Annotated in this window: 22 protein-coding genes and 2 pseudogenes; 13 read left to right on the top strand and 11 right to left on the bottom strand. The window is 69.5% G+C overall.

The genetic code is table 11. The annotated features are described in order from the left end of the window. A partial coding sequence (locus MKL11_RS31615) for a DNA translocase FtsK (protein WP_409565942.1) occupies positions 1-2883 on the bottom strand: 2883 nt, incomplete at its 3' end. 332 nt (positions 2884-3215) lie between these two features. Here MKL11_RS31615 and MKL11_RS31620 point away from each other — a divergent pair. From MKL11_RS31620 to MKL11_RS31630, 3 genes are all read left to right on the top strand, one after another. After that, on the top strand, positions 3216-5288 hold the full coding sequence (locus MKL11_RS31620) for an NAD(+) synthase (protein ID WP_243951083.1): 2073 nt from the start codon (positions 3216-3218) through the stop codon (positions 5286-5288). A 116-nt stretch (positions 5289-5404) separates the two neighbouring features. Continuing rightward, a complete protein-coding gene (locus MKL11_RS31625; RefSeq protein ID WP_058194140.1) occupies positions 5405-5635 on the top strand; it encodes a hypothetical protein in 231 nt (76 codons plus the stop codon). A 62-nt stretch (positions 5636-5697) separates the two neighbouring features. Continuing rightward, positions 5698-6057: a PilZ domain-containing protein gene (locus tag MKL11_RS31630; RefSeq protein ID WP_243951086.1), complete on the top strand. Its 360-nt coding sequence runs from the start codon at positions 5698-5700 to the stop codon at positions 6055-6057. 86 nt (positions 6058-6143) lie between these two features. Here MKL11_RS31630 and MKL11_RS31635 read toward each other — a convergent pair whose 3' ends face one another. Further along, positions 6144-6581: an HIT family protein gene (locus tag MKL11_RS31635; protein ID WP_243951088.1), complete on the bottom strand. Its 438-nt coding sequence runs from the start codon at positions 6579-6581 to the stop codon at positions 6144-6146. 114 nt (positions 6582-6695) lie between these two features. Here MKL11_RS31635 and MKL11_RS31640 point away from each other — a divergent pair, with 114 nt between their 5' ends. Continuing rightward, positions 6696-7655, top strand: coding sequence for a cation diffusion facilitator family transporter (locus MKL11_RS31640; RefSeq protein ID WP_243951089.1), 960 nt, complete (start codon positions 6696-6698; stop codon positions 7653-7655). 438 nt (positions 7656-8093) lie between these two features. Here the strand turns inward: MKL11_RS31640 and MKL11_RS31645 are convergent, their stop codons facing one another. Continuing rightward, a complete protein-coding gene (locus MKL11_RS31645) occupies positions 8094-8585 on the bottom strand; it encodes a MarR family winged helix-turn-helix transcriptional regulator (RefSeq protein ID WP_243951091.1) in 492 nt (163 codons plus the stop codon). Positions 8586-8679: 94 nt separating this feature from the next. Between MKL11_RS31645 and MKL11_RS31650 the strand changes: the two genes are divergently transcribed. Continuing rightward, positions 8680-9129 carry a VOC family protein gene (locus tag MKL11_RS31650; protein ID WP_243951094.1) on the top strand — a complete coding sequence of 150 codons (450 nt, stop codon included), beginning with the start codon at positions 8680-8682 and terminating at the stop codon, positions 9127-9129. A 15-nt stretch (positions 9130-9144) separates the two neighbouring features. Continuing rightward, positions 9145-10722: an FAD-dependent oxidoreductase gene (locus tag MKL11_RS31655; protein ID WP_243951097.1), complete on the top strand. Its 1578-nt coding sequence runs from the start codon at positions 9145-9147 to the stop codon at positions 10720-10722. Positions 10723-11132: 410 nt separating this feature from the next. Here MKL11_RS31655 and MKL11_RS31660 read toward each other — a convergent pair whose 3' ends face one another. The 4 genes from MKL11_RS31660 to MKL11_RS31675 form a co-directional block, all read right to left on the bottom strand. After that, entirely contained in the window at positions 11133-11987 is an 855-nt protein-coding gene (locus MKL11_RS31660; RefSeq protein ID WP_243951124.1) for an SDR family oxidoreductase, read from the bottom strand. A gap of 17 nt (positions 11988-12004) precedes the next feature. Next, positions 12005-12184, bottom strand: a complete 180-nt coding sequence (locus MKL11_RS31665) for a DUF1328 domain-containing protein (RefSeq protein WP_007566531.1) — start codon at positions 12182-12184, stop codon at positions 12005-12007. 120 nt (positions 12185-12304) lie between these two features. Then, positions 12305-13687, bottom strand: coding sequence for a chloride channel protein (locus tag MKL11_RS31670; RefSeq protein WP_243951099.1), 1383 nt, complete (start codon positions 13685-13687; stop codon positions 12305-12307). 255 nt (positions 13688-13942) lie between these two features. Further along, positions 13943-15331 (bottom strand): deoxyribodipyrimidine photo-lyase, encoded by a 1389-nt coding sequence (locus MKL11_RS31675; protein ID WP_243951101.1) that lies wholly within the window; start codon positions 15329-15331, stop codon positions 13943-13945. A 528-nt stretch (positions 15332-15859) separates the two neighbouring features. Between MKL11_RS31675 and MKL11_RS31680 the strand changes: the two genes are divergently transcribed. The 4 genes from MKL11_RS31680 to MKL11_RS31695 all read left to right on the top strand — a co-directional run bounded on the left by MKL11_RS31680 (position 15860) and on the right by MKL11_RS31695 (position 19744). Further along, positions 15860-16978 carry a hypothetical protein gene (locus tag MKL11_RS31680; RefSeq protein WP_243951103.1) on the top strand — a complete coding sequence of 373 codons (1119 nt, stop codon included), beginning with the start codon at positions 15860-15862 and terminating at the stop codon, positions 16976-16978. Then, on the top strand, positions 16975-17979 hold the full coding sequence (locus MKL11_RS31685; RefSeq protein ID WP_243951106.1) for an NAD(P)H-binding protein: 1005 nt from the start codon (positions 16975-16977) through the stop codon (positions 17977-17979). Before MKL11_RS31680 ends, MKL11_RS31685 begins: the two co-directional genes overlap by 4 nt. 173 nt (positions 17980-18152) lie before the next feature. Beyond that, positions 18153-18383 carry a hypothetical protein gene (locus MKL11_RS31690; protein ID WP_243951108.1) on the top strand — a complete coding sequence of 77 codons (231 nt, stop codon included), beginning with the start codon at positions 18153-18155 and terminating at the stop codon, positions 18381-18383. 149 nt (positions 18384-18532) lie between these two features. Next, the gene (locus MKL11_RS31695; protein ID WP_243951110.1) at positions 18533-19744 is read left to right on the top strand and encodes an acyltransferase family protein; all 1212 of its coding nucleotides are present in this window, start codon (positions 18533-18535) and stop codon (positions 19742-19744) included. Positions 19745-19820: 76 nt separating this feature from the next. Here MKL11_RS31695 and MKL11_RS31700 read toward each other — a convergent pair whose 3' ends face one another. Both MKL11_RS31700 and MKL11_RS31705 read right to left on the bottom strand, forming a co-directional pair. Then, the gene (locus MKL11_RS31700; protein ID WP_243951112.1) at positions 19821-21233 is read right to left on the bottom strand and encodes a phosphatase PAP2 family protein; all 1413 of its coding nucleotides are present in this window, start codon (positions 21231-21233) and stop codon (positions 19821-19823) included. 160 nt (positions 21234-21393) lie between these two features. Then, positions 21394-22521 (bottom strand): TRAP transporter substrate-binding protein, encoded by a 1128-nt coding sequence (locus MKL11_RS31705; RefSeq protein WP_243951114.1) that lies wholly within the window; start codon positions 22519-22521, stop codon positions 21394-21396. 141 nt (positions 22522-22662) lie between these two features. Here MKL11_RS31705 and MKL11_RS31710 point away from each other — a divergent pair, with 141 nt between their 5' ends. The 3 genes and pseudogenes from MKL11_RS31710 to MKL11_RS31720 all read left to right on the top strand — a co-directional run bounded on the left by MKL11_RS31710 (position 22663) and on the right by MKL11_RS31720 (position 24121). Beyond that, a complete protein-coding gene (locus MKL11_RS31710; RefSeq protein ID WP_243951116.1) occupies positions 22663-23232 on the top strand; it encodes a tyrosine phosphatase family protein in 570 nt (189 codons plus the stop codon). Between the two features lie 302 nt (positions 23233-23534). After that, positions 23535-23645, top strand: a pseudogene (locus MKL11_RS33665) (type II toxin-antitoxin system HicA family toxin); the annotation flags it as partial. Positions 23646-23716: 71 nt separating this feature from the next. Then, positions 23717-24121: a type II toxin-antitoxin system HicB family antitoxin gene (locus MKL11_RS31720; RefSeq protein ID WP_243951118.1), complete on the top strand. Its 405-nt coding sequence runs from the start codon at positions 23717-23719 to the stop codon at positions 24119-24121. Between the two features lie 10 nt (positions 24122-24131). On the opposite strand, the gene MKL11_RS31725 is transcribed toward MKL11_RS31720, so the two are convergent. Next, positions 24132-25268, bottom strand: coding sequence for a branched-chain amino acid ABC transporter substrate-binding protein (locus MKL11_RS31725; protein ID WP_243951120.1), 1137 nt, complete (start codon positions 25266-25268; stop codon positions 24132-24134). Positions 25269-25430: 162 nt separating this feature from the next. Continuing rightward, positions 25431-25650 (bottom strand): annotated as a pseudogene (locus tag MKL11_RS31730) (sugar transporter); the annotation flags it as partial.

Raw genomic sequence — 25650 nt, forward strand, 5'->3', positions numbered from 1 at the left:
GGTCCGCGAATCGATCTTGCTGGTGACCTGGAAGCTGATGCGGGTCGGGAAGTTCGCCTTGATCGTCCCGGTGATCACGTCCACCGACGGGCGCTGCGTCGCCATGATCAGGTGGATGCCGGCCGCGCGGGCCATCTGGGCGAGCCGCTGGATCGCGCCCTCGATGTCCTTGCCGGCCACCATCATCAGGTCGGCCATCTCGTCGACCACGATCACGATGTAGGGCAGCGCCGACAGGTCCATCGCCTCCTGCTCGAACACCGCCTCGCCGGTCTCGCGGTTGAACCCGGTCTGGATCGTGCGGGTGATGACCTCGCCGCGCTCGCGGGCCTCCTTCATCCGGCCGTTGTAGCCGTCGATGTTCCGGACGGCGATCTTGGCCATCTTCTTGTAGCGCTCCTCCATCTCGCGCACCGCCCATTTGAGGGCGATCACCGCCTTCTTGGGATCGGTCACGACGGGGGAGAGCAGGTGCGGGATGCCGTCATAGACCGACAGCTCCAGCATCTTCGGATCGACCATGATCAGCCGGCACTCCTCCGGCTTCAGCCGGTAGAGCAGCGACAGGATCATCGTGTTGATGGCGACCGACTTGCCGGAGCCGGTGGTGCCGGCGACCAGCAGGTGCGGCATCCGGGCGAGGTCGGCGATGATCGGCTCGCCGCCGATGTTTTTTCCCAAGCACAGGGCCAGCTTGTGCTTGCTCTCGTAGAAATCCGGCACGGAGAGCAGCTCGCGGAGATAGACCGTCTCGCGGCTGTCGTTCGGCAATTCGATGCCGATGACGTTGCGGCCGGGGACCACGGCGACGCGGGCCGAGACCGCCGACATGGACCGGGCGATGTCGTCCGACAGGCCGATGACGCGGCTGGACTTGGTGCCGGGCGCCGGCTCGAGTTCGTAGAGCGTCACGACCGGGCCCGGACGCACCGCCAGGATGTCGCCGCGCACGCCGAAATCCTGCACCGTCTGCTGGAGGTTGAGGGCGTTCTGCTCCAGCACGTCGGCGTCGACTTCCTCGGTTCCGTTCTCGTCCGGCAGGGCGAGCAGGCCGAGGGCGGGCAATTCGTAATCGGCGTTCTCGACGCTGGCGATCTCCAGGTGCCGGCCAGCCGGGATCAGGTGCGCCCGGGGGGCGACCATCGGCAGGGCGGGGGCGGCGGCCGCCGCGATCGGCAGGGTGGCGACCTCGACCGGCTCCGGCGCGGCTTCGGCGTAGACGGGCTCGGCCTGAACCGGCTCGGGCTCGACCGCGACGGGCTCGGGCTGCGGCGCCATCTTGCCGCGCAGCAGGACCGTGCGCGGGGTCATCGGGATCACCACCCGGTCGGCCTCCGAGGCGATCCGGACCGGATCGGCGGCCACCGGGTCCAGGATGGGCTGGGGCTCCGGCGCGGCCGGGCTCACCGGTGCGGACACGACCGGCTGGCCGGCCGCGCGGATCGCCGCCCGGGCCGCCATGGCGCAGAGCGCGGGGGCGCGGCGGGGCGCCTCGACGGCGGGCGTCGCTGGGGCCACGGCCTCGGTCGCGGCGCTGCCGGGGCCGAAGACCAGCGCCAGGGCGGGCTTGGCCGGCAGGAACGCGTCGCGGATCGTGGCGGATTCTACGGCGTGCAGGTCGGCTTGCTGGCCGTTATCCTGCCCGTCGGCGGGACGCGGCGGCTGGTCGAACCGCACGAGCCGATCGAGGACGTAGACCGGGCGCGGCGGCTGCGCGGTCGCACCGTCGTGCATCGGCTGGGCGCCATGCTCGACCGCCGGGAGGTCGGAGACGGATTCGGCCGCCGCGATCACCGGCGCGGCGGCGAGCGCCGCCTCGAGACCGGCATGGGCGGGCGGGGTCGCCAGCGCGGCCCAGGCCTCCACGGATGACCCGTCGCCCACGTTCCAGTCGCTGCCGTCGAACCAGGGCTGGACCTCGGACCAATCGGGCAGGTCGGACCAGTCGCGGGCGGGCGCCTCGGCCGGAACATCGGCCGACGCCTCAGCCATGACCGGCACCGGGACCGGAACCGCGGCGATCGCCGCCGTGGAGGCGGACAGCTCGACGCTCGGCCGCATCGGGCGGCGGTCCGGCGTGCGGAAGTAGCGGACGCCGGGGGGCGCCACGAAGGGCTGGCGCCACAGCGGCACCACGTCCCCGTCCTCGACGGACTCCGTCAGCGCCGTCTCGGGCATGGCGGCCACGGGCGCGATCCGCGCCTGCTCGGCCTGCTCGCGCTCGGCCCGCTCGCGGGCCTCCTGCTGGCGAGCCTCCAGCTCGCGGGCGGCCCGTTCGGTCTCGACGGCGAGGGCCGCCGCCTGGGCCTCGGCGCGGGCGCGCTCCAGGGCGACGCGCTCGGCCTCCAGGGCGCGCTGGCGGCGCTCCTGCAGGACCGAATCGGGGGTGCGGGTCCAGCGCGCCGCCGGGGCGGCGGCGGCCTGGACCGGGGACGCGGGCATCGCATCCTCCGGGGCGATCGAGGCCGGCCGGCGCGGCTGGCGGACCAGCATGCCCGGGGTCGAGGCGCTGCGGTCGATCCGGCTCTCGAAGCGCGGCTCGTCGCGGGCGTCGAGGCTCGCCCGGTCGTCGAACACCTGGGCCGGCCAGGCATGCTCCAGGGGCGCCGGGGCGCCGGCCCGCGGGCCGCGCTCGAACCCGTCCCGTCCGACCAGGGCGGCCGGCGCGGTCAGCCAGCTCGGCTCCGCCCGGCGGCCGGGGATTGCGTAGCCCGGACGGGCGGGCAGCCCGGCCGGGACGCCGGACAGGCGCCGGGTCAGGCTCGCCCGCAAGGCCATCAGCCGGTGCGCCAGGGCGCCGAGCGACAGGCCCGAACGGTCGCCGCCGCGGACGGGGCGGGCAGGGTCACGATGAGAGTACGGAGGCCGTCCCGATGCGCGCATGGGTTCTCGAACGATACTCGAAACAGGGATCCGCCGGTGGCCGGCGGGCTGCCCCGAGTTAGGCCGTTTGTCGTTAATAGAGGCTTTTCAGGGGGCCTCGGGCCGGAAACCAGGATGGGATTTTGGGCCTGTTCCCGGGGTACGTGGGGGCCAATCCAAAACCGTCATTGCGGGCAGAGCGAGGCAAACCAGGGCAGCGCGCGTTTCCCGCAGGTGGCGGATCCCTGGGTTGCTTCGCTGCGCTCGCAATGACGGTGGAAGCGTATGCGTCGCCAGCGCGGTGCGGCGCACCATATGATACCGGCAGCCACCCCTCACCCGGACAGGCGCCCGTGACCCAGCCGATTTCCGAGCCCTCTGCCGATCCGGCGCGCTTCCGGTCCCTGTACCGCCACGGATTCGCCCGGGTGGCGGCCTGCACCGGGCGCAGCCATCCGGGGGATCCCGACCGCAACGCCGATTCGGTGCTCGCCCTCGCCCGGACCTGCCACGAGGCCGGAGCGGCCCTCGCGGTCTTCACCGAACTCGGGCTCTCGGCCTACGCGATCGAGGACCTGCTGCTCCAGCAGACCCTGCTCGACGCGGTCGAGGCCGCCGCCGCCCGGGTGGTCGCCGACTCGGCGTCCTTGCGACCACTGCTGCTGGTCGGCGCGCCCCTGCGCTGGCGCCACCGGATCTACAATTGCGCGCTGGCCATCCAGGGCGGCCGGCTGCTCGGCGTGGTCCCGAAAACCTTCCTGCCGAATTACCGTGAATTCTACGAGAAGCGCCACTTCGCCTCCGGGGCCGGGATCGTGGGCGAGACCATCCGGGTCGCGGGCCACGCGGCGCCGTTCGGCACCGACCTGCTGTTTCCCGCCGAGGACCTGCCCGGCCTCGTGGTCGGGGTCGAGATCTGCGAGGATCTGTGGGTGCCGGAATCCCCCGGCATGCGGGCGGCGCTCGTCGGCGCCACGGTGCTGGCCAACCTCTCGGGCAGCCCGATCACGGTGGGCCGGGCCGAATCGCGGGCGCTGCTCTCCCGGGCGGCCTCGATGCGGGGGGCCTGCGCCTATGTCTACGCCGCCGCCGGCCAGGGCGAATCGACCACCGACCTGTCCTGGGACGGGCAGACCAGCATCGACGAGCTGGGCGTGCGGCTCGCCGAGGGCCAGCGCTTCCCGACAGGCCCGGTGGCGACGCTCGCTGATATCGACCTCGACCGGATCGCCCAGGACCGGCTCCAGGCCGGCAGCTTCGACGACAACGTGCCGGGCGCGCCCCTCCCCTACCGGCGGATCGGCTTCCGGCTCGACCCGCCGGCGGGCGATCTCGGGCTGATGCGGCGGATCGAGCGCTTCCCGTTCGTGCCGGCCGACCCGTCCCGGCTCGCGCAGGATTGCTACGAGGCCTACAACATCCAGGTGGCCGGCCTCGCCCAGCGGCTGGAGGCCACCGGCACCCGCAAGGCGGTGATCGGCGTCTCCGGCGGGCTCGATTCGACCCACGCGCTGATCGTGATCGCGAAGGCGTTCGACCGCCTGGGCTACCCGCGCTCGGACATCCTGGCCTACACGCTGCCGGGCTTCGCCACCTCGGACGCCACCAAGGCCAACGCCCACGCGCTGATGCAGGCGCTCGGCTGTACCGCCGCCGAGATCGACATCCGCCCGGCGGCCCGGCAGATGCTCGCCGATATGGGCCACCCCTTCGCGAAGGGCGAGCCGGTCTACGACGTGACCTTCGAGAACGTGCAGGCGGGCCTGCGCACCGACTACCTGTTCCGCCTCGCCAACCAGGCGGGCGGGCTGGTGATCGGCACCGGCGACCTCTCGGAGCTGGCGCTCGGCTGGTGCACCTACGGCGTCGGCGACCAGATGAGCCACTACGCGGTCAATACCGGCGTGCCCAAGACCCTGATCCAGCACCTGATCCGCTGGGTGATCGGCCACCGCGAGGTCGGTCCGGAGGCGAACCGCACCCTCCAGGCGATCCTCGACACCGAGATCTCCCCCGAGCTGGTGCCGGTGGACCCGGACGACAGCCCGCAGAGCACCGAGGCCGTGATCGGCCCCTACGCGCTCCAGGACTTCAACCTGTTCTACACGCTGCGCTACGGGTTCCGGCCGTCGAAGATCGCCTTCCTGGCGCTGCATGCCTGGGGCGACGTCGCGCGCGGCCACTGGCCGCCGGACTTCCCCGAGGCCAAGCGCGTCGCCTACGACCTGCCGGAGATCCGGCGCTGGCTGACGGTGTTCCTCAACCGGTTCTTCGGGTTCAGCCAGTTCAAGCGCTCGGCCCTGCCCAACGGCCCGAAAGTCTCGGCCGGGGGCGCGCTGTCGCCCCGGGGCGACTGGCGGGCGCCGTCCGACGGCTCGGCGCGGATCTGGATCGCGGAGCTGACCCGAAACGTCCCTGAAACGTGACCGTCACAAACTCGACCGATTGTGCCATTATAAGCACGGTCAAGTCGAATCTCTTCGATGCCTGATCTGGTATTGGAAGCATTCGACAGGCGGGGCGGCCAAGCGGAGGGACTCCGATGCGAAGCTACAACCTGTTCCAGCTCAAGAGCGTCGAGGGCCTCTGCTGCGCGGTGCCGGAGGCCAGCACCGTGCCGCCGTTCATCGGCGCCGGCCGCTGGACCTTCGGCGGCAAGCTCGACGGCGCCAGCCGGCAGCCCCTGGATTTCGACGACCGGGCCGCCGACACCGCCGTGCGCTTCAACGGCTTCTACCTGTTCCAGACGATGGACCGGCGCTTTATCGGCTGAAGAGGCCCGAGTCCGGTATCGCCGCGAGGATTCCTTAAGAGCTGCCGGGCAGACTGGTCCGCATGACGGATCAACGCAGAGAGACGCGCCAGAGGGTGTTCCTCAAAGGGCGCATCGTCTTCAACAACGGCTCGTCGAGCTTCGACTGCCTGGTCCGCGACCTGTCGAGCTTGGGCGCCCGGCTGATCCTGAGCGACGCCACCACCCTGCCGCAGGTGTTCGACCTCTACATCCCGCAGAAGGACCGGACCTACCGGGCCAGCCTGTGCTGGCGCCGGGAGGACGGAATCGGCGTCGTGTTCGAGGAGCCGGCCCGGGCAGCCCCGGCCGCGGTCGATCCCGAGACCGCCCTGCGGCAGCGGATCGCCGAGCTCGAGGCCGAGAACGCCGCCCTGCGCCGGCTCATCGCCAGCGCGGCCTGAGGGACGGGGTTCCCAAAGGGCAAGCCCTTTGGCGGGGCTCCCCCCTGCACCCGCAAAAGGTCACGGACCTTCTGAAACCGGGACTCTCAGAGCCCGGCCTCGAGCGCCGCCCGGATCCGCGCCGCGTGCTCGGCCAGCACCGCGTTGTCGGCCATCCCGCCCTCGTGGCGCTTGAGCGGCACGCCCTCGAACCGGGGGATGATGTGGACGTGCAGGTGGAACACGGTCTGCCCGCCCGCCGGCTCGTTGAACTGGAAGATCGTCAGCCCCTCGGCCCGGAACGCCGCCTTCACGGCGCGCGCGACTTTCTGGACGCTCGCGATCAGGGCCGCCAGGGCGGCCGGGTCGGCATCGAGCAGGCCCCGGGACGGCGCCTTCGGGATCACCAGGGTGTGGCCCTCGCCCTGGGGCATCACGTCCATGAAGGCGAGCGTGTCCGCATCCTCGTAGACGCGATGGCACGGGATCTCGCCCCGCAGGATCTTGGCGAAGATGTTGTCGGGGTCGTATTGCGCCTCGGCCATGAATCCTCCGGGTTTTCCTGACGCGTCTCAGCTTGCACGGGGCACGCCCGCGCGTCCACACGGGAACCCGGGCCGCACAGCGACGCTTGGGTCGCGGCGAGCAGGGAGGCCGGGATGGCGCACGAGAGCACGGGGGCGATCTACGCGGCGGCGGGGGCCAACCTCGCCATCGCGGCGGCGAAGTTCGTCGGCGGGGCGCTGACCGGCTCGACCGCGATGCTCGCCGAGGGCGTGCACTCGGTGGTCGACACGGCCAACCAGGTGCTGCTGCTGGTCGGCATGAAGCGGGCGGAGAAGCCGGCCGATACCCGGCACCCGTTCGGCTACGGGCGCGAGATCTACTTCTACGCGTTCGTGGTCGCGCTGATGATCTTCCTGGGCGGCGGTGTCTTCGCCATCTACGAGGGCGTCGAGCGGGTCCGCCATCCCTCGCCGGACGCGGACGCCCATCTCTTCGGCTACACGCTGCCGGGGATCTGGGTGAACGTCGCGATCCTGGGCTTCGCCATCGCGGCCGAGGGCACATCCTGGTTCGTGGCGATGCGCCAGTTCTGGGCCGAGAAGGGCCAGCACTCGGCGGTGCGGGCGATCCGGCGCAGCAAGGATCCGACCCTGTTCACGATCCTGGCCGAGGACACCGCCGCGCTGATCGGCCTGCTGATCGCGCTGGCGGGCGTCGTCCTGGCCCATTGGCTGGAGATGCCCGGCCTCGACGGCTGGGCCTCGGTGGGGATCGGCCTCGTACTGGTCGGCATGGCGGTGTTCCTGATGATCGAGACCCACGGCCTGCTGATCGGCGAGGCCGCCGACCCCGCCGTGGTGGCGGCGATCTCCGATCTGGTGCGCGCCGAGCCCGGCGTGCTCCACCTCAACGAGGTCCTGACCCAGCATCTCGGGCCCAGCGACATCCTGGTGAATGTCAGCATCGACATGGCCGACGACCTCAGCGCCGGCGAGGTCGAGAGCCTGGTGACCCGCCTCGACCGGGCGCTGAAGCAGCGCAACCCGGAGGTGACCCGGGTGTTCATCGAGATCCAGCCCCAGGCCGACCACGCGGTGCGGGCGGCGGCGTGAGGGTCGGTTCGATCGCTCGGTCGACCGACCCGCATCGTCGTTGCGAGCGCAGCGAAGGGGCCTGATCATCGAACCCGTCCGCTGAAGGGGGTTTAGCGACAGGCGGCTTCCGGGCGCGACGGTGCCTGAAGCGGATACTGAGGTCTGGAGCGCGTTATCGACCGGGAGCGACGTTTTTCTCTCGGGAAGCATGACATCTTCCGTTTCCAAAGGGCCTGCAGCCCTTTGGCCGGGTTCGGGGGCGGAGCCCCCGAGGTTTGCCGGGTTCCACCCTGCACCCGCAAAAGGGCGCCGACCTTTTGAACCCGGATTTTTCGAGCCATGATCGTTTTCGACGAAGTATTCATTCGCCAGCCATTCAATAATACACTGAAAATATAAATAGCCTTAAGATCACGTGCCCATGCTCTATGGAGACGCCGATGACATCGGCCGGCGTTAGGGAAGGATGCGCGCCATCAAGTCGGTCAAGAGCCGAAGCTCGCTGTCGTCGAGCGCCAGGCTCCGACGCAGATTCCCCGCCGTGTCCCGCACGAGCCGGTCCGTCACCGCGTGGCCGGCAGGCGTGAGGGCGACCAGGACTTGGCGCCCGTCGGCGGGATCGGGCGTGGCCGTGATGTGACCCTCCTTCTGCAGGCCCTCGACCAGCATCGACACGTTCGCGCGGGAGACCTTCAGCGCCTCGACGATCTCGCGCTGCGGGACCGGCCGACCCCGCGACCAGAGCACCGCCAGGACCTGCCAGCGCCCCGGCGTGAGCGCGTCGTCGCCCAGCCAACGTGACATGACGTTGTCGACCGCCTGCATGCCCGAGCGCATGGCAAACAGCGCCTCCAGGGCGAGGACGTCGCCGGGCGGGAGAACCTCCTCGTAGCGGCGGCGGACGAAGTCCGGCGGCACAAGCGGGGGCGCGAGTTTCTTCGGCATCATCCTTGACATTGTTAATTGCTTAACAAAAATATCCGTCGGCGATCGGGCCGGCCAGCCCGGTCCACAGGCTTCCAGAACACCGGGATGGAGCGCCATGGAAGTGCCGATGCTCCAGGGCATACATCACCTCAAGTTCCCGGTCGTCGACCTCGGCCGGAGCCTCGCTTTCTACGAACGCATCCTCGGCGCCCGGCGCGTCGGGGCCTGGGATCATGTCCGGGCGGACGGTTCGGTCTACGCCGTCATCCTGAAGGTGCCCGGCCTCGGGGCGCACCTGGAACTGCGCCTGAACCCCGTCCAGGCCGAACGCCAAGCCGGCTTCGATCCGGTCACCCTCGCGGTCCGGGACCGCGCCGAGCTGGAAGGCTGGATCGCGCATCTGGCGGCCGCGGGCATCGACCATTCGCCCATCCTCGTCTCCATCCAGGCCTGGCTCGTCGTGTTCGCCGACCCGGACGGGCGGCGGCTGCGCCTTTACACGCGGGAATCGCACGGCCCCGAGCTTCCGCCAGACGCGACCTCCCCCTGGATCGCCGGAGACTGAACGCGAGGAGAAGCCATGTCCGATCCCGTCCTCATCGTGGGGGCCGGCCCGACCGGCCTCACCGCCGCGTTGGAGCTATCGCGCCTGGGCGTGCCGGTCCGCCTCATCGACAAGCGCGCGGCGCCGGCGACCAGCTCGCGTGCCATCGGCGTTCAGGCCCGCACCCTCGAACTGCTCGACCAGCGCGGATTGGCGGACGCGTTGGTCCGCCTCGGCAATGCCGGCCGTTTCGGCAGCGTCTACGGCGGCGGCAAGCGCGTCTTCCACCTCGATTTCTCCCATGTCGAGAGCCGCTATCCCTACATCCTGTTCGTCTCGCAGGCCGAGACCGAACGCGTCCTGCGCGATGCCTGCGCCCGCCACGGCGTCTCGCCCGGATGGGATACGGAACTCATCGGCATCCAGCAGGATGCACACGCGGCCTCGCCGGCCTCCGCGGTGCTCAAACGCGCGGACGGCAGCCTGGAGCGGGTGACGGCCCCCTGGATCATCGGGGCGGAAGGGGCGCACAGCCTCGTGCGAACCACGCTCGACCTTCCGTTCGAGGGACACACCCGCGAAGAGCGTTACGCCCTCGGGGATCTCCTCATCGACGGCGACTTGCCTGATACCGACTTCCACATCTTCTCGTCCGAGCACGGCTTCATGGGGCTGTTCCCGATGGGCGGCGAGCATTTTCGTCTCATCGCCTCGAACCCTCTGAGCGAGCCGTCGAAGGACACGGAGCCGTCGCTCGACGAGCTCCAGGCGATCTACGACCAGCGCTCGCATATCCCGGCGCGGTTCCATGACCTGACCTGGAGTTCGTGGTTCAGCATCAACAGCCGCATGGTGCCACGGCTGAAGATCGGCCGGCTCTTCCTCGGCGGGGACGCCGCGCACATCCATTCGCCGGCTGGCGCGCAGGGCATGAACACCGGCATTCAGGACATGATCAACCTGTCCTGGAAGCTGGCGATGGTCATTCGGGATGGGGCGCCGCCCGCGCTGCTCGACACCTATGAGCTGGACCGGCTGCCGGTGATGCGCAACGTCCTGTCGCGGACCGACAGCCTGACCACGACCATCGGCACCGAGAACCCGGTCGTGCGGACCCTGTTCAACCACCTCGGCCCCTGGATCGTGGGCACCGACGTCGTCCAGGCGAACGCGACGGCGAGCATGAGTCAGGTGGCGCTCGGCTATCGGGACAGTCCCCTTTCCGAGAACCACGGCCATTCCGGCTCGCTGCGGGCCGGTGACCGAATGCCCGACATGCCCGTCCGGCTGCGGTCGGACGGTGGCTGGGTGGAGACGCACCTACATCGGACGTTCGACCCGTCGCATCTGACGCTGGTCGTCGCCGGGCCGGAACGGGCGTCGTGCCCGTCCGAGCTGAGAGCGTCAACGCCGAACGGCCGTCTCGTCGAGATCGCGCCGTCGGGCTCGCCGGACGAACAGGCGTTCACGGCGGTGTTCGGCCGGTCCGGAAGCGCGGTCCTGGTTCGGCCGGACGGCTATGCCGGCGTGGTCAGCCCGGTGGCCTCCGCGGCCGCGCATATCCGCGCCTACCACCAGCGGTGGTTCGTGACCGCCAAGCCCGCAGGGGCGTGACCCGGCCCCGGCAGCCGAGAGGAGGTCTCGCATGACGATCAACCCGATCCGGGACAGGAACGTCCCGATGCCCCCGGGACGACCCAGATCCTGTTCATCGGCCTCCCGCCGAAGATCATCGGCGCCAGCAAGACCAACCCGCCGGACGCGCTGATCCCGTCGGCGGTCGCGCTCGCGCGACTACGAAGTCCACGTGCCGGTCGACGTGTGCGGCGGGACAAGCCGGCGAACCGCGGAGGCCGCTCTCCGCCGGATCGAGTCCTTCGACGCCAACGCCGCGGTGGATCGCTCGACGCAGGCTCGCCTCGAACCGTCCTGTTGACGTGAACACGGTCGGCTCTCGCGCAGGTCCCGGCGAAGGACGAGCGCGACGCCCCGCGGGGACCCTGACGCGCGCCGCAAAAAACCGATCAGCCGCCCCGCCCGACCTGCGCGAGGCTCAGCGCCCAGACCCGCTCCTGCACCGACTCGTCGCGGCTCTCGGCCGACGAGGTCTTGGGCCGGGACCGCGAAAAATAGCGGCCGGTGACGCCGTCGAGCTCGGGGGCGGTCGCCACGTGGAGCGAGGTCTCGGCGCCCTTGTCGGGCCGGGTCAGGAACGGGCGCATCAGCGACCAGGCGGTGCCGAACAGGCCACCGGTATTCTTGGCGAAGCCGGTGTTGATCACCCCGGGATGCAGGGCGTTGACCGTGATGCCGTCGGCCTGCACCCGCCGGGCCAGCGCGTAGGTGAACAGCACGTTGCCGAGCTTGGCCTGCGAATAGGCCCGCATCGCGCCGTAGCGCCGGGCGCCCTCGATATCGGCGAAGTCGATATGCCCACGAACATGCGCCGCCGAGGCGACGTTGACGATGCGCGGCTTGCCCCCGACCGCCGCCGAGGCCTTCAGGGTGTCGAGGAGTTCGAGCGTCAGCAGCACGTAGCCCAGATGGTCGAGCGCCCAGGTCCGCTCGATGCCGTCCACCGTGAGCGCGCGCCGGTCGAAGATCGCGCCGGCATTGTTCACCAGCCCATCGAGACGCGGATAGGCATCCCGCAAGGAGGCGGCGAGCCGGCGGATCTCGGCCTGGGCCGACAGGTCCGCGACATGCGGGTCGACGAGGGCGCCCGGCACGGCGGCGCGAATCCGCGCGGCGCAGGCCCGGGTCTTGTCGGCATCGCGGCCGACGATGGCGACCCGCGCACCCGTGCGCGCGAGCCCCAGAGCCGTCTCGTAGCCGATGCCGTTGGTCGCCCCGGTGACGAGGCAGACCTTGCCCTGCATCGCGGACGCCATGCGCCTCAGAACACCGCCTGGCCGACCGCGAAGGCGATGACCACGATCACGATGGCGACCAGCAGGAACAGGCCGAACAGGATGCGCGCCAGCGAGCCCGCGCCCGAGGCGATGCCGGTGAAGCCGAGGCCGCCCGCGATCAGCGAAATCACGAAGCAGATGAGGGCCCATTTCAGCAAAGTCATCGCGTCACTCCAGAAGCGCCCGCGGCACGGGCGCACACCAATCGATCCCTCAACCGGCCGCAAGCGAGACCGTTCCGCGGCCGCGCGATCTCAACAGCCTTTTATTCTCAGGCGCGGCGTTCAGGCGGTCTTGGCCACCGGCTGCGCCGGGACATCAGCGCGCTCCAGCATCAGCTCGGCCAGGGTGTGGTAGAGCCCGCCGCGACAGACCGCCTTCGAGGCCGCGTCGGCGATCAGCGCCGCGATCATCAGCGGGATCATCATCGTGTGGTTCTGGGTCATCTCGGTGACGATGACGAAGCTGGTGATCGGCGCCTGGAGCACGCCGGTGAGGTAGGCGACCATCCCGATCAGCACGAGGGCGCCCACCGGCATGGCCGGCAGGAACTCGTGCACCGTCCCGCCGATCCCGGCACCCACCGCGAGCGAGGGCGCGAACAGCCCGCCCGGAATGCCGCTGATCGAGCTGAGCACCGTGGCGGCGAATTTCAGCGGCGCGTAGGTCCAGCTGGTGGCGGCGTCGCCGTGCAGGATCGCCCGGGCCTCCTCGTAGCCCGTGCCGTAGGCAGCCCCGTGGGAGGCGAGGCCGCACAGGGCCACGCAGAGGCCGCAGGCCGCCGCGAACACCACCGGCCGCCCCCGGATCAGGCGTCCGACCGGCCCCGGCAGGCCTCGGGCGAACAGGATCACCAGACGGCTGAACACCCCGCCGGCGAAGCCGCCGACCACGGCCAGCAGCGGCACGATCCAGCTCGCGGCCAGCGGCAGATCCGCCTGGCTGGTGCCGAAATAGGTGTAGTTGCCCAAGAGCCAGAGGGAGGTGAGGCCCGCCGCCACGATGCCGGCGACGATCAGGCCGGACGAGCGCGCCTCGTAGGCCCGGCCCAGCTCCTCGATGCCGAAGACGATGCCGGCGAGCGGGGTGTTGAACGCCGCCGCGACCCCGGCCGCGCCGCCCGCGAGCAGCAGCCCCGGCAGGCGGTCCGGCGTCAGGCGGCCGAAGGCGGCCATGATCGCGGCGCCGACCTGCACGGTCGGCCCCTCGCGGCCCGCCGAGGCGCCGCAGAGCAGGCCGAGGAACAGGACCAGGACCTTGCCGCAGGCCACCCGGGGGGAGATCAGCGAGAACCGGAAGCGCGCATCGCGGGCGTGCCGGGCGGCGATCACCTGCGGGATGCCCGAGCCCTGCGAGTTCGGGAACACCGTCCGGGCCAGCAGGGCCGCGAGCGCGAAGCCCGCGGGCGTGAGCACCAGCGCGATCAGCGGCGAGGGCGCGGTGAGCCGCCGGAACCCGTCCTGCGCGAGGTCGGCCCCCTTGGCCATCAGCACCGCGGCCAGACCGACGCAGATGCCCCCCGCCAGGAACAGCAGCCGCCCCCGCCACAGCGGATAGGCCTCCAGCGAGGCCGAGCGCAGGCGCGTGATCGAGCGGCGGTAGCGGGAGCGTTTGAGGCGCGGGGCGTCCGGCTCCGTGGTCGTCGCTGCGTCCCGCATCTCGGTCATCAAAGGGCACTTCGTCCGCAAAGCCGGAGCATGCGGTATAGCGTGGCTTGCGGGGAATGGGGCATCACCCGGTGGACTTAGGCCATCGGCGGAATTCCATCACACCCCCTCGTCCTGAGGTGCCGCGTCAGCGGCCTCGAAGGAGCCCTCCCGGGCTCGCGCAGCCGGCTGGAGGGCTCTTTCGAGGCGCCCGCTACGCGGCCGCAGCTCCGGATGAGGGGGGTGGGTTGGATCGGCCGGGTCCGAGCAGGCTCCTCACCCCTCCGCCGCGCACAGCCGCTCCACCGCCTTCACATACCCCTTCGCGTCGAACTTCTTCAGCGAGTTCTCGCTCTGGTAGCGGACCGTGCCGAAGATCGGGCGGCGCTGCCAGGGGCGGTCGTGCAGGCCGTACACCCAGGCGACGTTGGTGAAGGAATTCGCGTCGCGCCCGTCCAGGAAATAGCGGTTGTTGAGCCGGAGCGTCCGGGCGAAGCCCTCCTTGGCCGAGGGCGACCATTCCAGGATCTTCTTGCCCCAGTACATCCGCAGCTGGTTGTGCATGTAGCCGGTCTCGCGCATCTCGCGCATCGCGGCGTTCCAGTAGAGGTCGTGCGTCTCGCCGGCCGCGAGCTGCTGTTCCGAGTACGCGTGCGGACGCTTGTCCTCGGCCTGCTCGGCCAGGGTCTTGCGCGCCCAGTCCGGCACCGCCTTCTCGTAATCGTCGTAGCCCTCCGTGTAGAACACGTGGTTCATGGCGAGCTCGCGCCGGACGATCAGCTCCTCCAGGTAGGCGCCGCGGTCGTCGTCGTCGCCGGCCTTGGCCTCCCGCACCGCCAGGGCGATCTCCACCGGCGAGATCTGGCCGAAATGCAGGAACGGGCTCATATGCGAGGCGGCCGCCGCCTCCGGCTTGTTGCAGCCGTTGCCGTAGCCCTCGAACCCGTCCTTCAGGAACGCCTTCAGGCGCTTGCGGGCCTCGGTCTCGCCGCCGATGAACCGCTTCACCGGCCCGACCTCCCGGTCGAGGGTCATGCCGGCGAGCACCGCCTCCGGATCGGAGACGTCGATCTCGCCCTTGGGCGTTACGCTCTTTGCAGCATGCTTGAGCTTGCGCGGTTTCAGGTCGGCGATGAACGGGTCCCAGAGCCGGTTCAGCTTCGGCCGGAGGGTGCGGGCGGCGAATTCGTGCTTGTTCGAGGCGGTCTCCACCGGCACGACCACGTCGCCCTCGACCTGGACGATCCGCGTCTTCACCGCCTTCGCGATCTCCCGGTACCAGCCCTTCTGGATCGCGAGATAGCCCCGGTCCAGCACCAGCAGCGCCGCCTCCTTGGCCAGATCGATGGCGATCTTGGCGGGCGCGCATTTGCGCATCACGAAGCCGATTCCGCGCTTTTCCAGCCCGGCCTTCGCATCCGCGAGACCCTGGAGCAGGAAGGCGTAGTGCCGGGCATTGGCCTCGGGGAAGCCGCTGGCACCGTCGAGCAGGCCGAAGCAGGCGACCACCGGCAGGTCGAGGCGGTTCGCCTCCTCGATGGCGAATTCGAGGGCCGGATTGAACTGGGCCCGGTTGGCCTGCTGCAGGAGATACAGGACATACCGCCCGTCTTTCCGCGGCTCGACATCGTTGAGAATCCGGATCCGCTCACCCTGGATCGCCATATCCGCACGCATTCCTTTCCCGTGGTCCGACAGAGACTTGGCCGGTAAGCTAGAGCGGGTATCGAATTCGTCCGTTCGCCGGCCCGTCATGAAATGCCGCAGTGAAATCGTCAGCCGGCAACGGAAGTGCCGCGGCGAAATCCGGGTTTCTCAAGGGTTTACGATCGGTTTTGTCGGTCGATCCCCTGCGAAATCTGCCTTCCGGGGCACCGGGATCGCTGCGACATTTTCGACACAGCCGTTCGGTGATCCGTCCAGGGCCGCGAAAAAGGACAGCCTTTCTGTCCTGACAGGCTTGTAATTTTTCGCAGCGCGCGCAGATTGTGCAGCGCGGGATGGCGATGGCGTCGCGATCCCGCTGCCCTTCTTGGGCGTTTCCTCCCTAGACTTCGGGCCGCTCCTTCGGGAGTGGCCTTTTTTCTTTTCCCACTCCCTCTGTCACCAGAGCGCGGCCGCAGCGCTGGCCCTGGGCCGCGCGGGACGCCATGCTGGCGCCGAGCGCCGGGACAGGCGCCGGGAGGGAATGCCATGAGGATGTTTTCGCGCACGCTGCCGGCGCTCGCCTGCCTGCTCGCCCTGGCAGGCTCGGCCCCAGCCGCGGATGTGCCGCGCTTCCAGGTCGATCCATCCTGGCCGAAGCCGCTGCCGAACGACTGGATCCTGGGCCAGGCCTCGGGGGTCGCGGTGGATGCGCAGGACCATGTCTGGGTGATCCAGCGGCCGCGCACGCTGACCGACGACGAGAAGGCCGCGAGCCTCGACCCGCCTCGCAGCACGTGCTGCAAGCCCGCCCCGCCGGTCCTCGAATTCGACCAGGACGGCACCCTCCTGCGCAGCTGGGGCGGTCCGGGCGACGGCTACGACTGGCCGACCAACGAGCACGGCATCCAGATCGACGAGAAGGGTTTCGTCTGGATCGCCGGCAACGGCGACCAGGACGGCCAGCTCCTGAAATTCACCCCCGAAGGCAAGTTCGTCCTGCAGATCGGCAAGTCCGGCCCGCAGACCGACAGCCGCGACACCAGCCGCCTGGGCAAGCCCGCCAACGTCGATTTCGACAGCGCGGCCAACGAGGTCTACGTGGCGGACGGCTACTACAATCACCGGGTGATCGTGTTCGATCGGGATAGCGGGGCGTTCAAGCGGATGTGGGGCGCCTACGGCAAGCCGCCCACCGACGACAAGCTCGGCCCCTACGACCCGGCCGCCGCCCCGCGCCAGCAATTCGCCAACCCGGTCCATTGCGTGCGCATCGCCCATGACGGGCTGGTCTATGTCTGCGACCGGACCAACAACCGGATCCAGGTGTTCCGCAAGGACGGCAGCTTCGTGAAGGAGTTTTTCGTCGAGAAAGACACCCGGGCCAACGGCTCGGTCTGGGAGCTGGCCCTGTGGCCGGACGCCGACGAGACCTACCTGCTCAACGCCGACGGCGCCAACAACGAGGTCCGCACCCTCGAGCGCGCCACCGGTGCCACGGTCGGCGCCTTCGGCCGCAACGGCCGCATGGCCGGCCAGTTTCACTGGGTCCACAACCTCGCGGTCGATTCCAAGGGCAACGTGTTCACCACCGAGGTCGACACCGGCAAGCGGGCGCAGAAGTTCTTGGCCGTGGGGGATTTCGTGCTGCGCAAGCGAGTGCCGTGAGCGCCGAACGACCGAACGGCCCGCCCCCGCGGCGCGTCCTCGTCCTCGGCGGAACCGGCACGATCGGCCGTGCGACGGTGCGGGCGCTGGTCTCGCGCGGTCACGCGGTCGTCTGCCTCGCCCGGCGCCGCGACCCGCCAGGGCCGGCGGATCCTGCCGCCCCGCCCGCGGGCGCGACGATACGGGTCGCGGACGTGACCGATCCGGGCTCGCTCGCCCGCGACGGCCTCCGCGGCGAGCGTTTCGACGTCCTGGTCTCGTGCCTCGCCTCGCGCACCGGCTTGCCCGACGACGCCTGGGCGATCGATTATCGGGCGCATGTGAACGCGCTGCACGCCGCCGAGGCGGCCGGCGTGACGCAGGTCGTCCTGCTCTCGGCGATCTGCGTCCAGAAGCCGATCCTCGCCTTCCAGCACGCCAAGCTGGCCTTCGAACAGGCGTTGATGGAATCGGGCCTCGCCTACACGATCGTGCGGCCGACCGCCTTCTTCAAATCGCTCTCGGGACAGATCGAGCGCGTGAAACGCGGCAAGCCGTTCCTGGTCTTCGGCGACGGGACGCTGACCGCGTGCAAGCCGATCGGCGACGACGATCTGGGCCGCTACCTCGCGGACTGCATCGACGCCGAGGACCGGCGCAATCGCGTCCTCCCCATCGGAGGGCCGGGCGAGGCGATTACCCCGAAGGCACAGGGCGAGCACCTGTTCGCTCTGCTGGGGTGCGAGCCGCGATTCCGGCATGTGCCGGTTGTGCTGCTGGACGGGATTATCGCCGTTCTGTCCACACTCGGGCGGCTGTTCCCGGCCCTGGCCGCCAAGGCCGAGCTCGCGCGCATCGGGCGTTACTACGCGACGGAGTCGATGCTCGTCCGGGATCCGGCGACGGGGCAATACGATGCGCACGCCACGCCTTCGACGGGGTCGGACACGCTGTTCGATTATTATGCACGCCTGGTCCAGGGCGAGGCCGTCGCCGAGCGCGGCGACCATGCGGTCTTCTGAACCCCACCGACAACGGGCGCGGCAGACCTTGCCTGCCCCGCCTTTCCGACCCTCGACCTCCTCCTGAGCAACCGTTATGCGCGCTCGGTCGCGGGACGCCATGGCGTGCCTCGGGCGAGGACGGTGTTGGCGTCGATGAGCGGCTTGCGGTCGCAGGCGACGAGGGCCTGCTCGTGGGTCTTGCCGCGGGCCTGGAGGCGGGTGCCCAGGGCGGGGTTCCAGCGGTAGGATGCGGGCCGGGCGGCGGTGTACAGGGCGGTGCGGACCCATGCGCCACGGTCGGTGCCTTCGGATGCGACGGCTGCATGGAGGGCAACGTGTTCACCACCGAGGTCGACACCGGCAAGCGGGCGCAGAAGTTCTTGGCCGTGGGGGATTTCGTGCTGCGCAAGCGGGTGCCGTGAGGGCGGCTTCCGCCCCCCGCCACATGCGCTTCGCCGTCAGAAAGCTGTGCAGTCATAGCATAGCAACGGACGCATATTGAACAACAGGGTTGGTACGCGCGAGATTATGGATATAAGGATCTTAAATTATATTCCTCATCAGATCGAGTATGACGATTTATCTAACCGCTGCAACGATTGCGGCTGCCGCGGCAGCTTATGTATCGGCAACGCTGATTGCGGCGCTGATCGCACGCACACATTTCCCGCTTCCGCCCACCCAAAGACGTATCGGCTGCATCGATGGCCTGCGCGGTTACGTAGCGCTCTCCGTGCTGATCCATCACTTCATCTTCTGGATGCAGGTCACCCGTTTCTGGGGCAACTGGGAAGCGCCCCACGTCAATGTCTTCAATCAATTCGGCGCCGGCGGGGTGGCGTTGTTCTTCATGACGACCGGCTTCGTGTTCTATCCGCGGGTGCTCGACGGCTTCCGTGCTTGCGCATGGCCCGCGATCTACACGACACGCCTGTTCCGCATCGTGCCACTCGTTGTCGCGTCGGTCGCAATCATTACGATCATCATCGCGATGCGCACCGGAGGCGGCCTCGACAGGGGCTTTCCGATCGCTGCCTTACAGTGGATCACGACGTGGGATGAGCCGCCACTCCTCGGGTATCCGGATAGCGGACGCCTCAATGCGTATGTGCTCTGGTCGCTCTGGCACGAATGGATGTTTTATCTGATCGTGCTTCCGGCCTGTGCCCTGGCGATGGATCTCATCCGCGGCAGGCTCCCGAGCTGGCTGGTGCCCGTCACCCTCTTGGTGATGGCGGTCGTCGCGCGGCTTCTGTATCTACCAGGTTCAATCCTGCGTTATCTGCCATTGTTCGCAATCGGCATGATAGCCTTCGAGTGCCATCGTCGCGAATGGTTCGCGCGCGCCCTCCGTACGCCGAGAGCGGCAATAGCCGCGGCCCTTGCATTGGGACTCGGCATGATCGCCGCACCGACCCCGTACACGTTTGCGATGCCTCTGTTCGGGTTCTTCTTCACCTGCGTCGCATGCGGCAACGATATGGGCGGGCTGCTGCGGACAAAAAGCGCTCTGATCCTCGGCGAATGCTCGTACGGCATCTACCTCTTGCACGGCATTCTTCTCAGTCTGCTGTTCGTCGATGCGGCGCAGGTGGTCGGCTCGATTGCGATCGATCGATTGCCGATCCTTTTGCCGCTCGCCGCAGTGACGATCGTGCTCGTGACGCCTGTCACCTACCTGCTCATCGAGCGCCCAGCCATCCGGATCGGTCGTAACGTGAGCCAGCGCTGGACACGGCAGCGTCTCAGAACCGATGCTCCCGAGCTGGAGGTCGCGCCCTGAAGGTGCACGTCGCTTTCGCCGCGAGCGCTTTGCGCCGAGGCTCCGATGCACCCGACATTTCTCCTGGCCCACGCCCTCAGCGCGCCGCGCTCGCCCCAGCCCGGCTCGCCGCCAGTACCGCCGCCTTCCCGGCCGCCGCGTAGAGGTTGATCCGGGAATAGACCCCGAATTCCGATCCGTCGTCGAGGAAGCCGCCGCCGGGTCCCTGCGTCTCGGTCAGGATGGCGTTGGCTTCCGTCAGCGTCAGCGACGGGAAAGCCGCGGTCAGGAGGTGGCCCGCCTCCGGGGCGATCGTGCCGACATCCTCCCGGACCTTGGCGGTGGCGTCATGCACCACCGGCAGGTCGTAGGTCTGGGTCGCCGCGTAGAAGGCGGCGTTGGCGGCTTCGTCCTTGAACCGGCCGGTATCCCGCGCCGCGCAGGCCGCCACCGTCCCGCCGCAGCCGGTCGTGAGCGCGTCGCTCATCGCCGCGCGGGCCTCCTTCAGGAGGGCCTGGTAATCGGTCACGCCGACATGCTTGTCCGCGTCGGTCGCGTTCGCGTCGATCACCGCCGGGTTCTTCCGGATCTGGCCGACATAGGCCGGATCGTTGGCGAGCAGGTGCGCCACCGCGTGGAGCGAGGTCGTGCGGCCGCCGATCACGTCCATGGCGTAATGCGCCCCGACGATGATCCGGTCGTTGCCGTATTCGGCGGCGCGGACGATCATCTGCTGGTAGCGCTCCGGCACCAGCAGCGCGAGGATCAGCGACTCGGTGTAGCCGTAGGTCGTGTGCCCGCTGGGATAGGACGGGCTGTCGACGAGGTCCTGCTTGGGGCCGCGCAGCCAGTCGAGGGAGTGGGACGCGTCGCCGAAATAATCCGCGCCCCGGTAGGCCCGGAGCGCCGGCAGGGTCTGGAACGGCCGCGAATTGCCGAACCGGTCGGCCCCGGGGCTACCCGCCGGCCGGCCATAGGCCTTGCCGAACACGTCGGTGACGGTGCCGTCCGTCAGCAGAGCGGCAGCCACGGCCGAGACCGGATGCTTGCCGTTGGTGGTGGCGTTGGCGAAGAAGTACTTGCCGGCATTCGAATCCGACTTGGTGACGTTGTTGGTGTAACCGATCAGATCGGCCACCGTCGGGGCGACGCTGGTGAAGGTTTTGTAGTCGCTGTAGCGCGCCCGGGCCTGATAGGCGGCGGCGAGCGTCGTGCCGAGCCCGTCGGCGAGGCCCGAGGCGTTGCCGTCGGTGATGAAGCAATCCCGCAGGGCGAGTTGCTGCTGCTCCGGGAACGGCAGCAGGATCGGCTGCTTGAGGGTGCCGGCCTGGATGTCGCCGGTCACCCGCAGGTTGGCATCGAGCGCCGCCTGGCCCTCCGGGCTCCCCTGCAGCCGGGCCACCGGGGCCAGGCCGCGCAGGGCGGTGAGGTTGGCGGGCGATTGCGCCAGCGCCGGGAGCGGCAGCGCCGCCCCGAGCAGCGCCAGGCCGAGTCTCAAGGTCCCGATCATATCGTCTCCTTCCCTGGTCGGCCCCCCCCGATCGCAACAACAAGGGCCGGGTTTCCAAAGGGCTCAGCCCTTTGGCGGGGTTTGGGGCGGAGCCCCGAAGAAGGAAGGGCTCCGCCCTTCACCCGCAAAAGGTCGAAGACCTTTTGAAACCGGGACTTCGCTATCCCCGCGCCCGCGCCCGGATCATGAAGTTGTCGTAGGTGTATTCGGCGACCTGGAACCAGAGATATTCCTCGTTCCGGAAGGTCCGCATCGCCTCGTAGACCCGGCGGAAATCCGCGTTCTTGGCGGCGATCTCGGCATAGACGTCGTTGGCGTTCTTGAGGGCGCCCTCCATCACGTCCTGCGGGAACGGCCGGAGCTGGGCGCCCCCGGCGACCAGCCGGCGCAGGGCCTGCGGGTTGCGCGCGTCGTACTTGGCCTGCACCTCGGCTCCGACCTCGGCGGCCGCCGCGCGCAGGATCGCCTGGTAGGTTTTGGGTAGCGCCTTCCACTTCTCGGCATTGAACCAGAAGTGCAGCATCGCGCCGCCCTCCCAGAAGCCGGGATAATGGTAGACCGGCGCGACCTTCTGCAGGCCGAGCCGCTCGTCGTCGTAGGGGCCGATCCACTCGGCCGCGTCGAGCTTCTTCGTCTCCAGCGCCTGGTAGATCTCGGGGCCGGGGGTGGCCTGCGGCTGGACGCCGAACTTCGCCAGCACCTGCCCGCCCATGCCGCCGATGCGGAACTTCAGGCCCTGGAGGTCGGCGAGGCTCTTGATCTCGCGCCGGAACCAGCCGCCCATCTGCGCGCCGGTATTGCCGCCCGGCAGGCAGACCAGCCCGGATTTGGCGAAGACCTCGGCGAACAGGTCCGCCGCGCCCCCCGCCTGCCACCAGGCGGCGCCGCCCCGCGCGTTGAGGCCGAACGGGATCGCGGTGGCGAGCGCGAAGGTCGGGTCCTTGGCCTGGCCGAGGGTCGCCGGGCCGTGGCCCATCTCGACGGTGCCGGCCGACACGGCGTCGAGCAGGGTCTCGGGCGGAACCGGCTCGCCCGGCCCGAGCACCTGGATCTGGAAGCGACCGTCGGTGGCCTCGGCGACGATCCGGCTCAGCGACTCGGGGGCGCCGAACAGGATGTCGAGGTTCTTGGCGTAGGCCGAGGACAGGCGCCAGCGCAGCTCGGGGGCGCCCTGCGCCAGGGCGGGTGCCGCGAGCGGCCCGGCGAGCGCCGCGCCGAGGCCGGCGGTGAGGATCGTGCGGCGGCGCGGTCCACCGGCGGGAGATTGCGCGCTCAGAGGCTCATCCAACGGCATCTCGTCTCAGCGTGTCCCATCCGCTCGGCGGAGGATCGGCGCGCAGGTAGCACGTCCGCCTGCGTTCTCGAAGCGCGCGCGCCGCGACGCCGTCGCGCCTCGAAACCGGGCGGCCGCCATGTTACCCGCCCGGCCATGCGATCCGAGCCCGAACTGACCCTGCACACCGTCTGCGGCCTGGAGGAGCTGGCCGGCCACGGCAGACGCGGGGTCAGCCACGTCCTGTCCCTGCTCGACCCCGGCACCCCCGAGCCCGCGGCCTTCGCTGACTACGGCGCCCATGCCCGCACCACCCTGCATTTCCACGATTGCCTCGGCCCCGGCGACGGCCTCGTGCCGCCCGAGCCCGAGCACGTCGCGGCGATCCTGGGCTTCGGGCGCGATCTCGACGGCGCCGGCCACCTCCTGGTCCATTGCCATTACGGCCTGTCGCGCTCCACGGCGGCGCTGCTGATGCTGTTCGCCCAGGCCGAGCCCGAAACCTCCGCCGACGCCCTGGTGGCGCGTCTCCACGCCCTGCGCGAGCCGGCCTGGCCCAACGCCCGGATGATCGGCTTCGCGGACGCCATGCTCGGCCGGGAGGGCCGGCTCAGCGAGGCGGTCCGCACGCTCCACGCGCTCCAGCTGCGGGTCCGGCCGCACCTCGCCGAGCTGCTGCGGGGGCTGGGACGCGGTGCGGAGGTGGACGCGGCTGAGCGGGGGTAGGAACCACTCCGCATCGAAGTGATCGCAGGGTGATGCCAAGCGCCACCATCACGGTCAGCCAGAACGGCTCGAACGCGTTGCGTACACATACACACTTCTCTTGCGCCACACCGTGTGTTGTGTAAACTTGCGCATGTCGGAACCATAAGAGCTTCCCTCCTGAAGCAGCGCATGCGGCGGGAGGGGTAGAGAGTGTTCCGGGCATGTCGAAGAAGGCGCATGACCGCAGAACGCGCGGTGTAATCGCAGCGCTTCAGAGGGACGGTTGGTTCGTCGCTCGGTAGGGACCCGGCGATCACGTCCAGTTCAAGCATCCGAGCAAGCTTGGAAAAGTCACAGTCGATACGGGCGAGCCGGAAATACCGACGGGAATCCTACGTAGCATCTATCGGCAGGCTGGATGGACTTGGTGATGGATTAGGCCGCGACCCCTCAGGACCTGCAGCCTGATCCCTCGATGGCGATGGCGACCGAGATGGCGGAAATGGCTCACGTTGTCATGCTGGTGCACCAGGAGGACGGCCGGTTCGGCGCCTCCTTCCCAGACTTCCCGGGAGCGACGACGGTCGCGGGCGATCTCGACGCGCTCTATCGGAAGGCCGCCGAGATGCTGGCCTTCCACGTCGCCGGGATGGCGGAGGACGGCGAAGAGATCCCGCGCCTGCGCGCGCTGGAGGAGTTGCGCGGCGACCCGGGCTTTCGCGTGGACAGCGCCGACGCGATGGTCGCGCTCGTCCAGGTCGAGCTGCCCGGCCGGGCCGTGCGCGTCAACATCTCGATGGAGGAAGGCCTCCTCCGCCGGATCGACCGGGCCGCCGAGGCGACCGGCGAGAGCCGATCCGCCTTTCTGACTCAGGCCGCGAAGACGCGGCTGTCGGCCGGAGCCTGAGATCCGGTGCTCACTTGCCGGCCGGCGTAAAGCTCCCGTCCTTCCAGACATACAGAACATAACCCTGGGCGGTGACGTCGCCCTTGGAATCGAACCCGACCGTGCCGAGCACGAGGTCGAACCGCTCCGTGTGGAGCGCCTGGGCGATCGGCTTCGGGTCGGCCGAATGGGCGAAGTTGCCGGCCGCGACCAGGGCCTGCAGGGCCGCGTAGCCGTAGATGGTCGAACCGGTGGGATCGACGCCCTCGGCCTTGAACGCCTTCACGACGTTGGCGGCGGCGGGCTGGCGGCTCGGATCGAGGTAGAAGGTCATCAGCACGCCGTTGCTCGCCGAGCCGGCGATCTTGGCGAAGTCCGGCGTGGCGATGGCCGAGGTGCCGAACCATTGCGGGCGGTAGCCGCGATCGGCGGCGACCCTCACGAGGCGGCCCATCTCGGTGGCGTCGCCGCCGTAATAGACCACCTCGATCCCCGCGCCCTTGAGGCGGTCCACCAGGGCGGCATCGTCGGCGTCGCTCGGCGCGAACGACAGGGACAGGGCCTCGTTGATGCCGATCCGGTTGAGGTTGTCCTTGGTGGCGGCCGCCAGCGTCCGGGAGGCCGGGGTCGGGTCCTGGATCAGCGCGATCTTGCGGTCGCGGAACCGCTCGGCGAGCACCGCGGCCGACAGGCGGGCCTGGTCGTCGTCGCGCCCGCAGACCCGGAACACGTTCGGCAGCCCCCGGTCGGTCAGCCGGGCCGAGACCGAGGCCGCGCTGATCATCACGATGCCGTTCTGGGCGTAGATCTCGGAGGCCGCGATCGAGGCGTTCGAGCAGACATGGCCGACGACGAGGCGCACGTCGGCGCGCACGAAGTGGTTGGCCACCGCGGTAGCGGTGTTGGAATCGCAGGCATCGTCCTGCACGTCGAGGGTCACGGGCTGTCCGTCGAGCCCGCCCATGGCGTTGGCGTCCCGGGCCGCAGCCTCGACGCCGCGCAGCACCTGCTCGCCCACGGCGACGTAGGGGCCCGAGCGCGGGACCGCGACGCCGACCACGACATCGGCCGAAGCCGGCCCGGCCGACAGGAGCGCGAGACACAGGCTCAAGGGGAACAGCGTGGGCCGGAACAGCCCGCGGGCAGAGACGACGCGTCCGATCTTCATCGGGCTCTTCTAGGCATCCTTGCGCGAGGCAGCCACCGGCGCCGGTGGCATGCGGCTCCGTACGCGCGCTCCCGCTCCGCACCAAACCGAACATGAAGCCCATACGCGAGGATGCGGCGGAACGCGATTGTTTTCCGCCGCCGCCGGGAAGTCGTCCCGGACTTACTTCGCGTAATAATACGCGGTCGCCACCGAGGAGACCGGCCCGGTCACGGCGGTGAAGACGGACAGCACCTTGGACACTTCGGTGAACGGGGCATTCGAGACGTAGATCAGGTCGCGGTTGCGCATGCGGAAGGCCTGGGTGGTGAACAGGCTGTTGGGGTCGCGCATGTTGATCCGGTAGACCACCGGCACCAGCGGCGTTCCGGTGAGCTTGGTG

Source organism: Methylobacterium sp. J-077 (genome assembly GCF_022829365.1).
Lineage (GTDB): Bacteria > Pseudomonadota > Alphaproteobacteria > Rhizobiales > Beijerinckiaceae > Methylobacterium.

Coding starts and splice junctions, on each gene's coding strand:
- MKL11_RS31625 (WP_058194140.1), top strand. CDS start 5,405: ATGCGAAGCTACAACCTGTTCCAGCTCAAGAGCGTCGAGGGCCTCTGC.
- MKL11_RS31725 (WP_243951120.1), bottom strand. CDS start 25,268: ATGAAGATCGGACGCGTCGTCTCTGCCCGCGGGCTGTTCCGGCCCACG.
- MKL11_RS31660 (WP_243951124.1), bottom strand. CDS start 11,987: ATGCAGGGCAAGGTCTGCCTCGTCACCGGGGCGACCAACGGCATCGGC.
- MKL11_RS31700 (WP_243951112.1), bottom strand. CDS start 21,233: ATGATCGGGACCTTGAGACTCGGCCTGGCGCTGCTCGGGGCGGCGCTG.
- MKL11_RS31680 (WP_243951103.1), top strand. CDS start 15,860: ATGAGGATGTTTTCGCGCACGCTGCCGGCGCTCGCCTGCCTGCTCGCC.
- MKL11_RS31695 (WP_243951110.1), top strand. CDS start 18,533: ATGACGATTTATCTAACCGCTGCAACGATTGCGGCTGCCGCGGCAGCT.
- MKL11_RS31630 (WP_243951086.1), top strand. CDS start 5,698: ATGACGGATCAACGCAGAGAGACGCGCCAGAGGGTGTTCCTCAAAGGG.
- MKL11_RS31665 (WP_007566531.1), bottom strand. CDS start 12,184: ATGACTTTGCTGAAATGGGCCCTCATCTGCTTCGTGATTTCGCTGATC.
- MKL11_RS31675 (WP_243951101.1), bottom strand. CDS start 15,331: ATGGCGATCCAGGGTGAGCGGATCCGGATTCTCAACGATGTCGAGCCG.
- MKL11_RS31650 (WP_243951094.1), top strand. CDS start 8,680: ATGGAAGTGCCGATGCTCCAGGGCATACATCACCTCAAGTTCCCGGTC.
- MKL11_RS31670 (WP_243951099.1), bottom strand. CDS start 13,687: ATGACCGAGATGCGGGACGCAGCGACGACCACGGAGCCGGACGCCCCG.
- MKL11_RS31640 (WP_243951089.1), top strand. CDS start 6,696: ATGGCGCACGAGAGCACGGGGGCGATCTACGCGGCGGCGGGGGCCAAC.
- MKL11_RS31635 (WP_243951088.1), bottom strand. CDS start 6,581: ATGGCCGAGGCGCAATACGACCCCGACAACATCTTCGCCAAGATCCTG.
- MKL11_RS31655 (WP_243951097.1), top strand. CDS start 9,145: ATGTCCGATCCCGTCCTCATCGTGGGGGCCGGCCCGACCGGCCTCACC.
- MKL11_RS31720 (WP_243951118.1), top strand. CDS start 23,717: ATGGCTCACGTTGTCATGCTGGTGCACCAGGAGGACGGCCGGTTCGGC.
- MKL11_RS31710 (WP_243951116.1), top strand. CDS start 22,663: ATGCGATCCGAGCCCGAACTGACCCTGCACACCGTCTGCGGCCTGGAG.
- MKL11_RS31645 (WP_243951091.1), bottom strand. CDS start 8,585: ATGATGCCGAAGAAACTCGCGCCCCCGCTTGTGCCGCCGGACTTCGTC.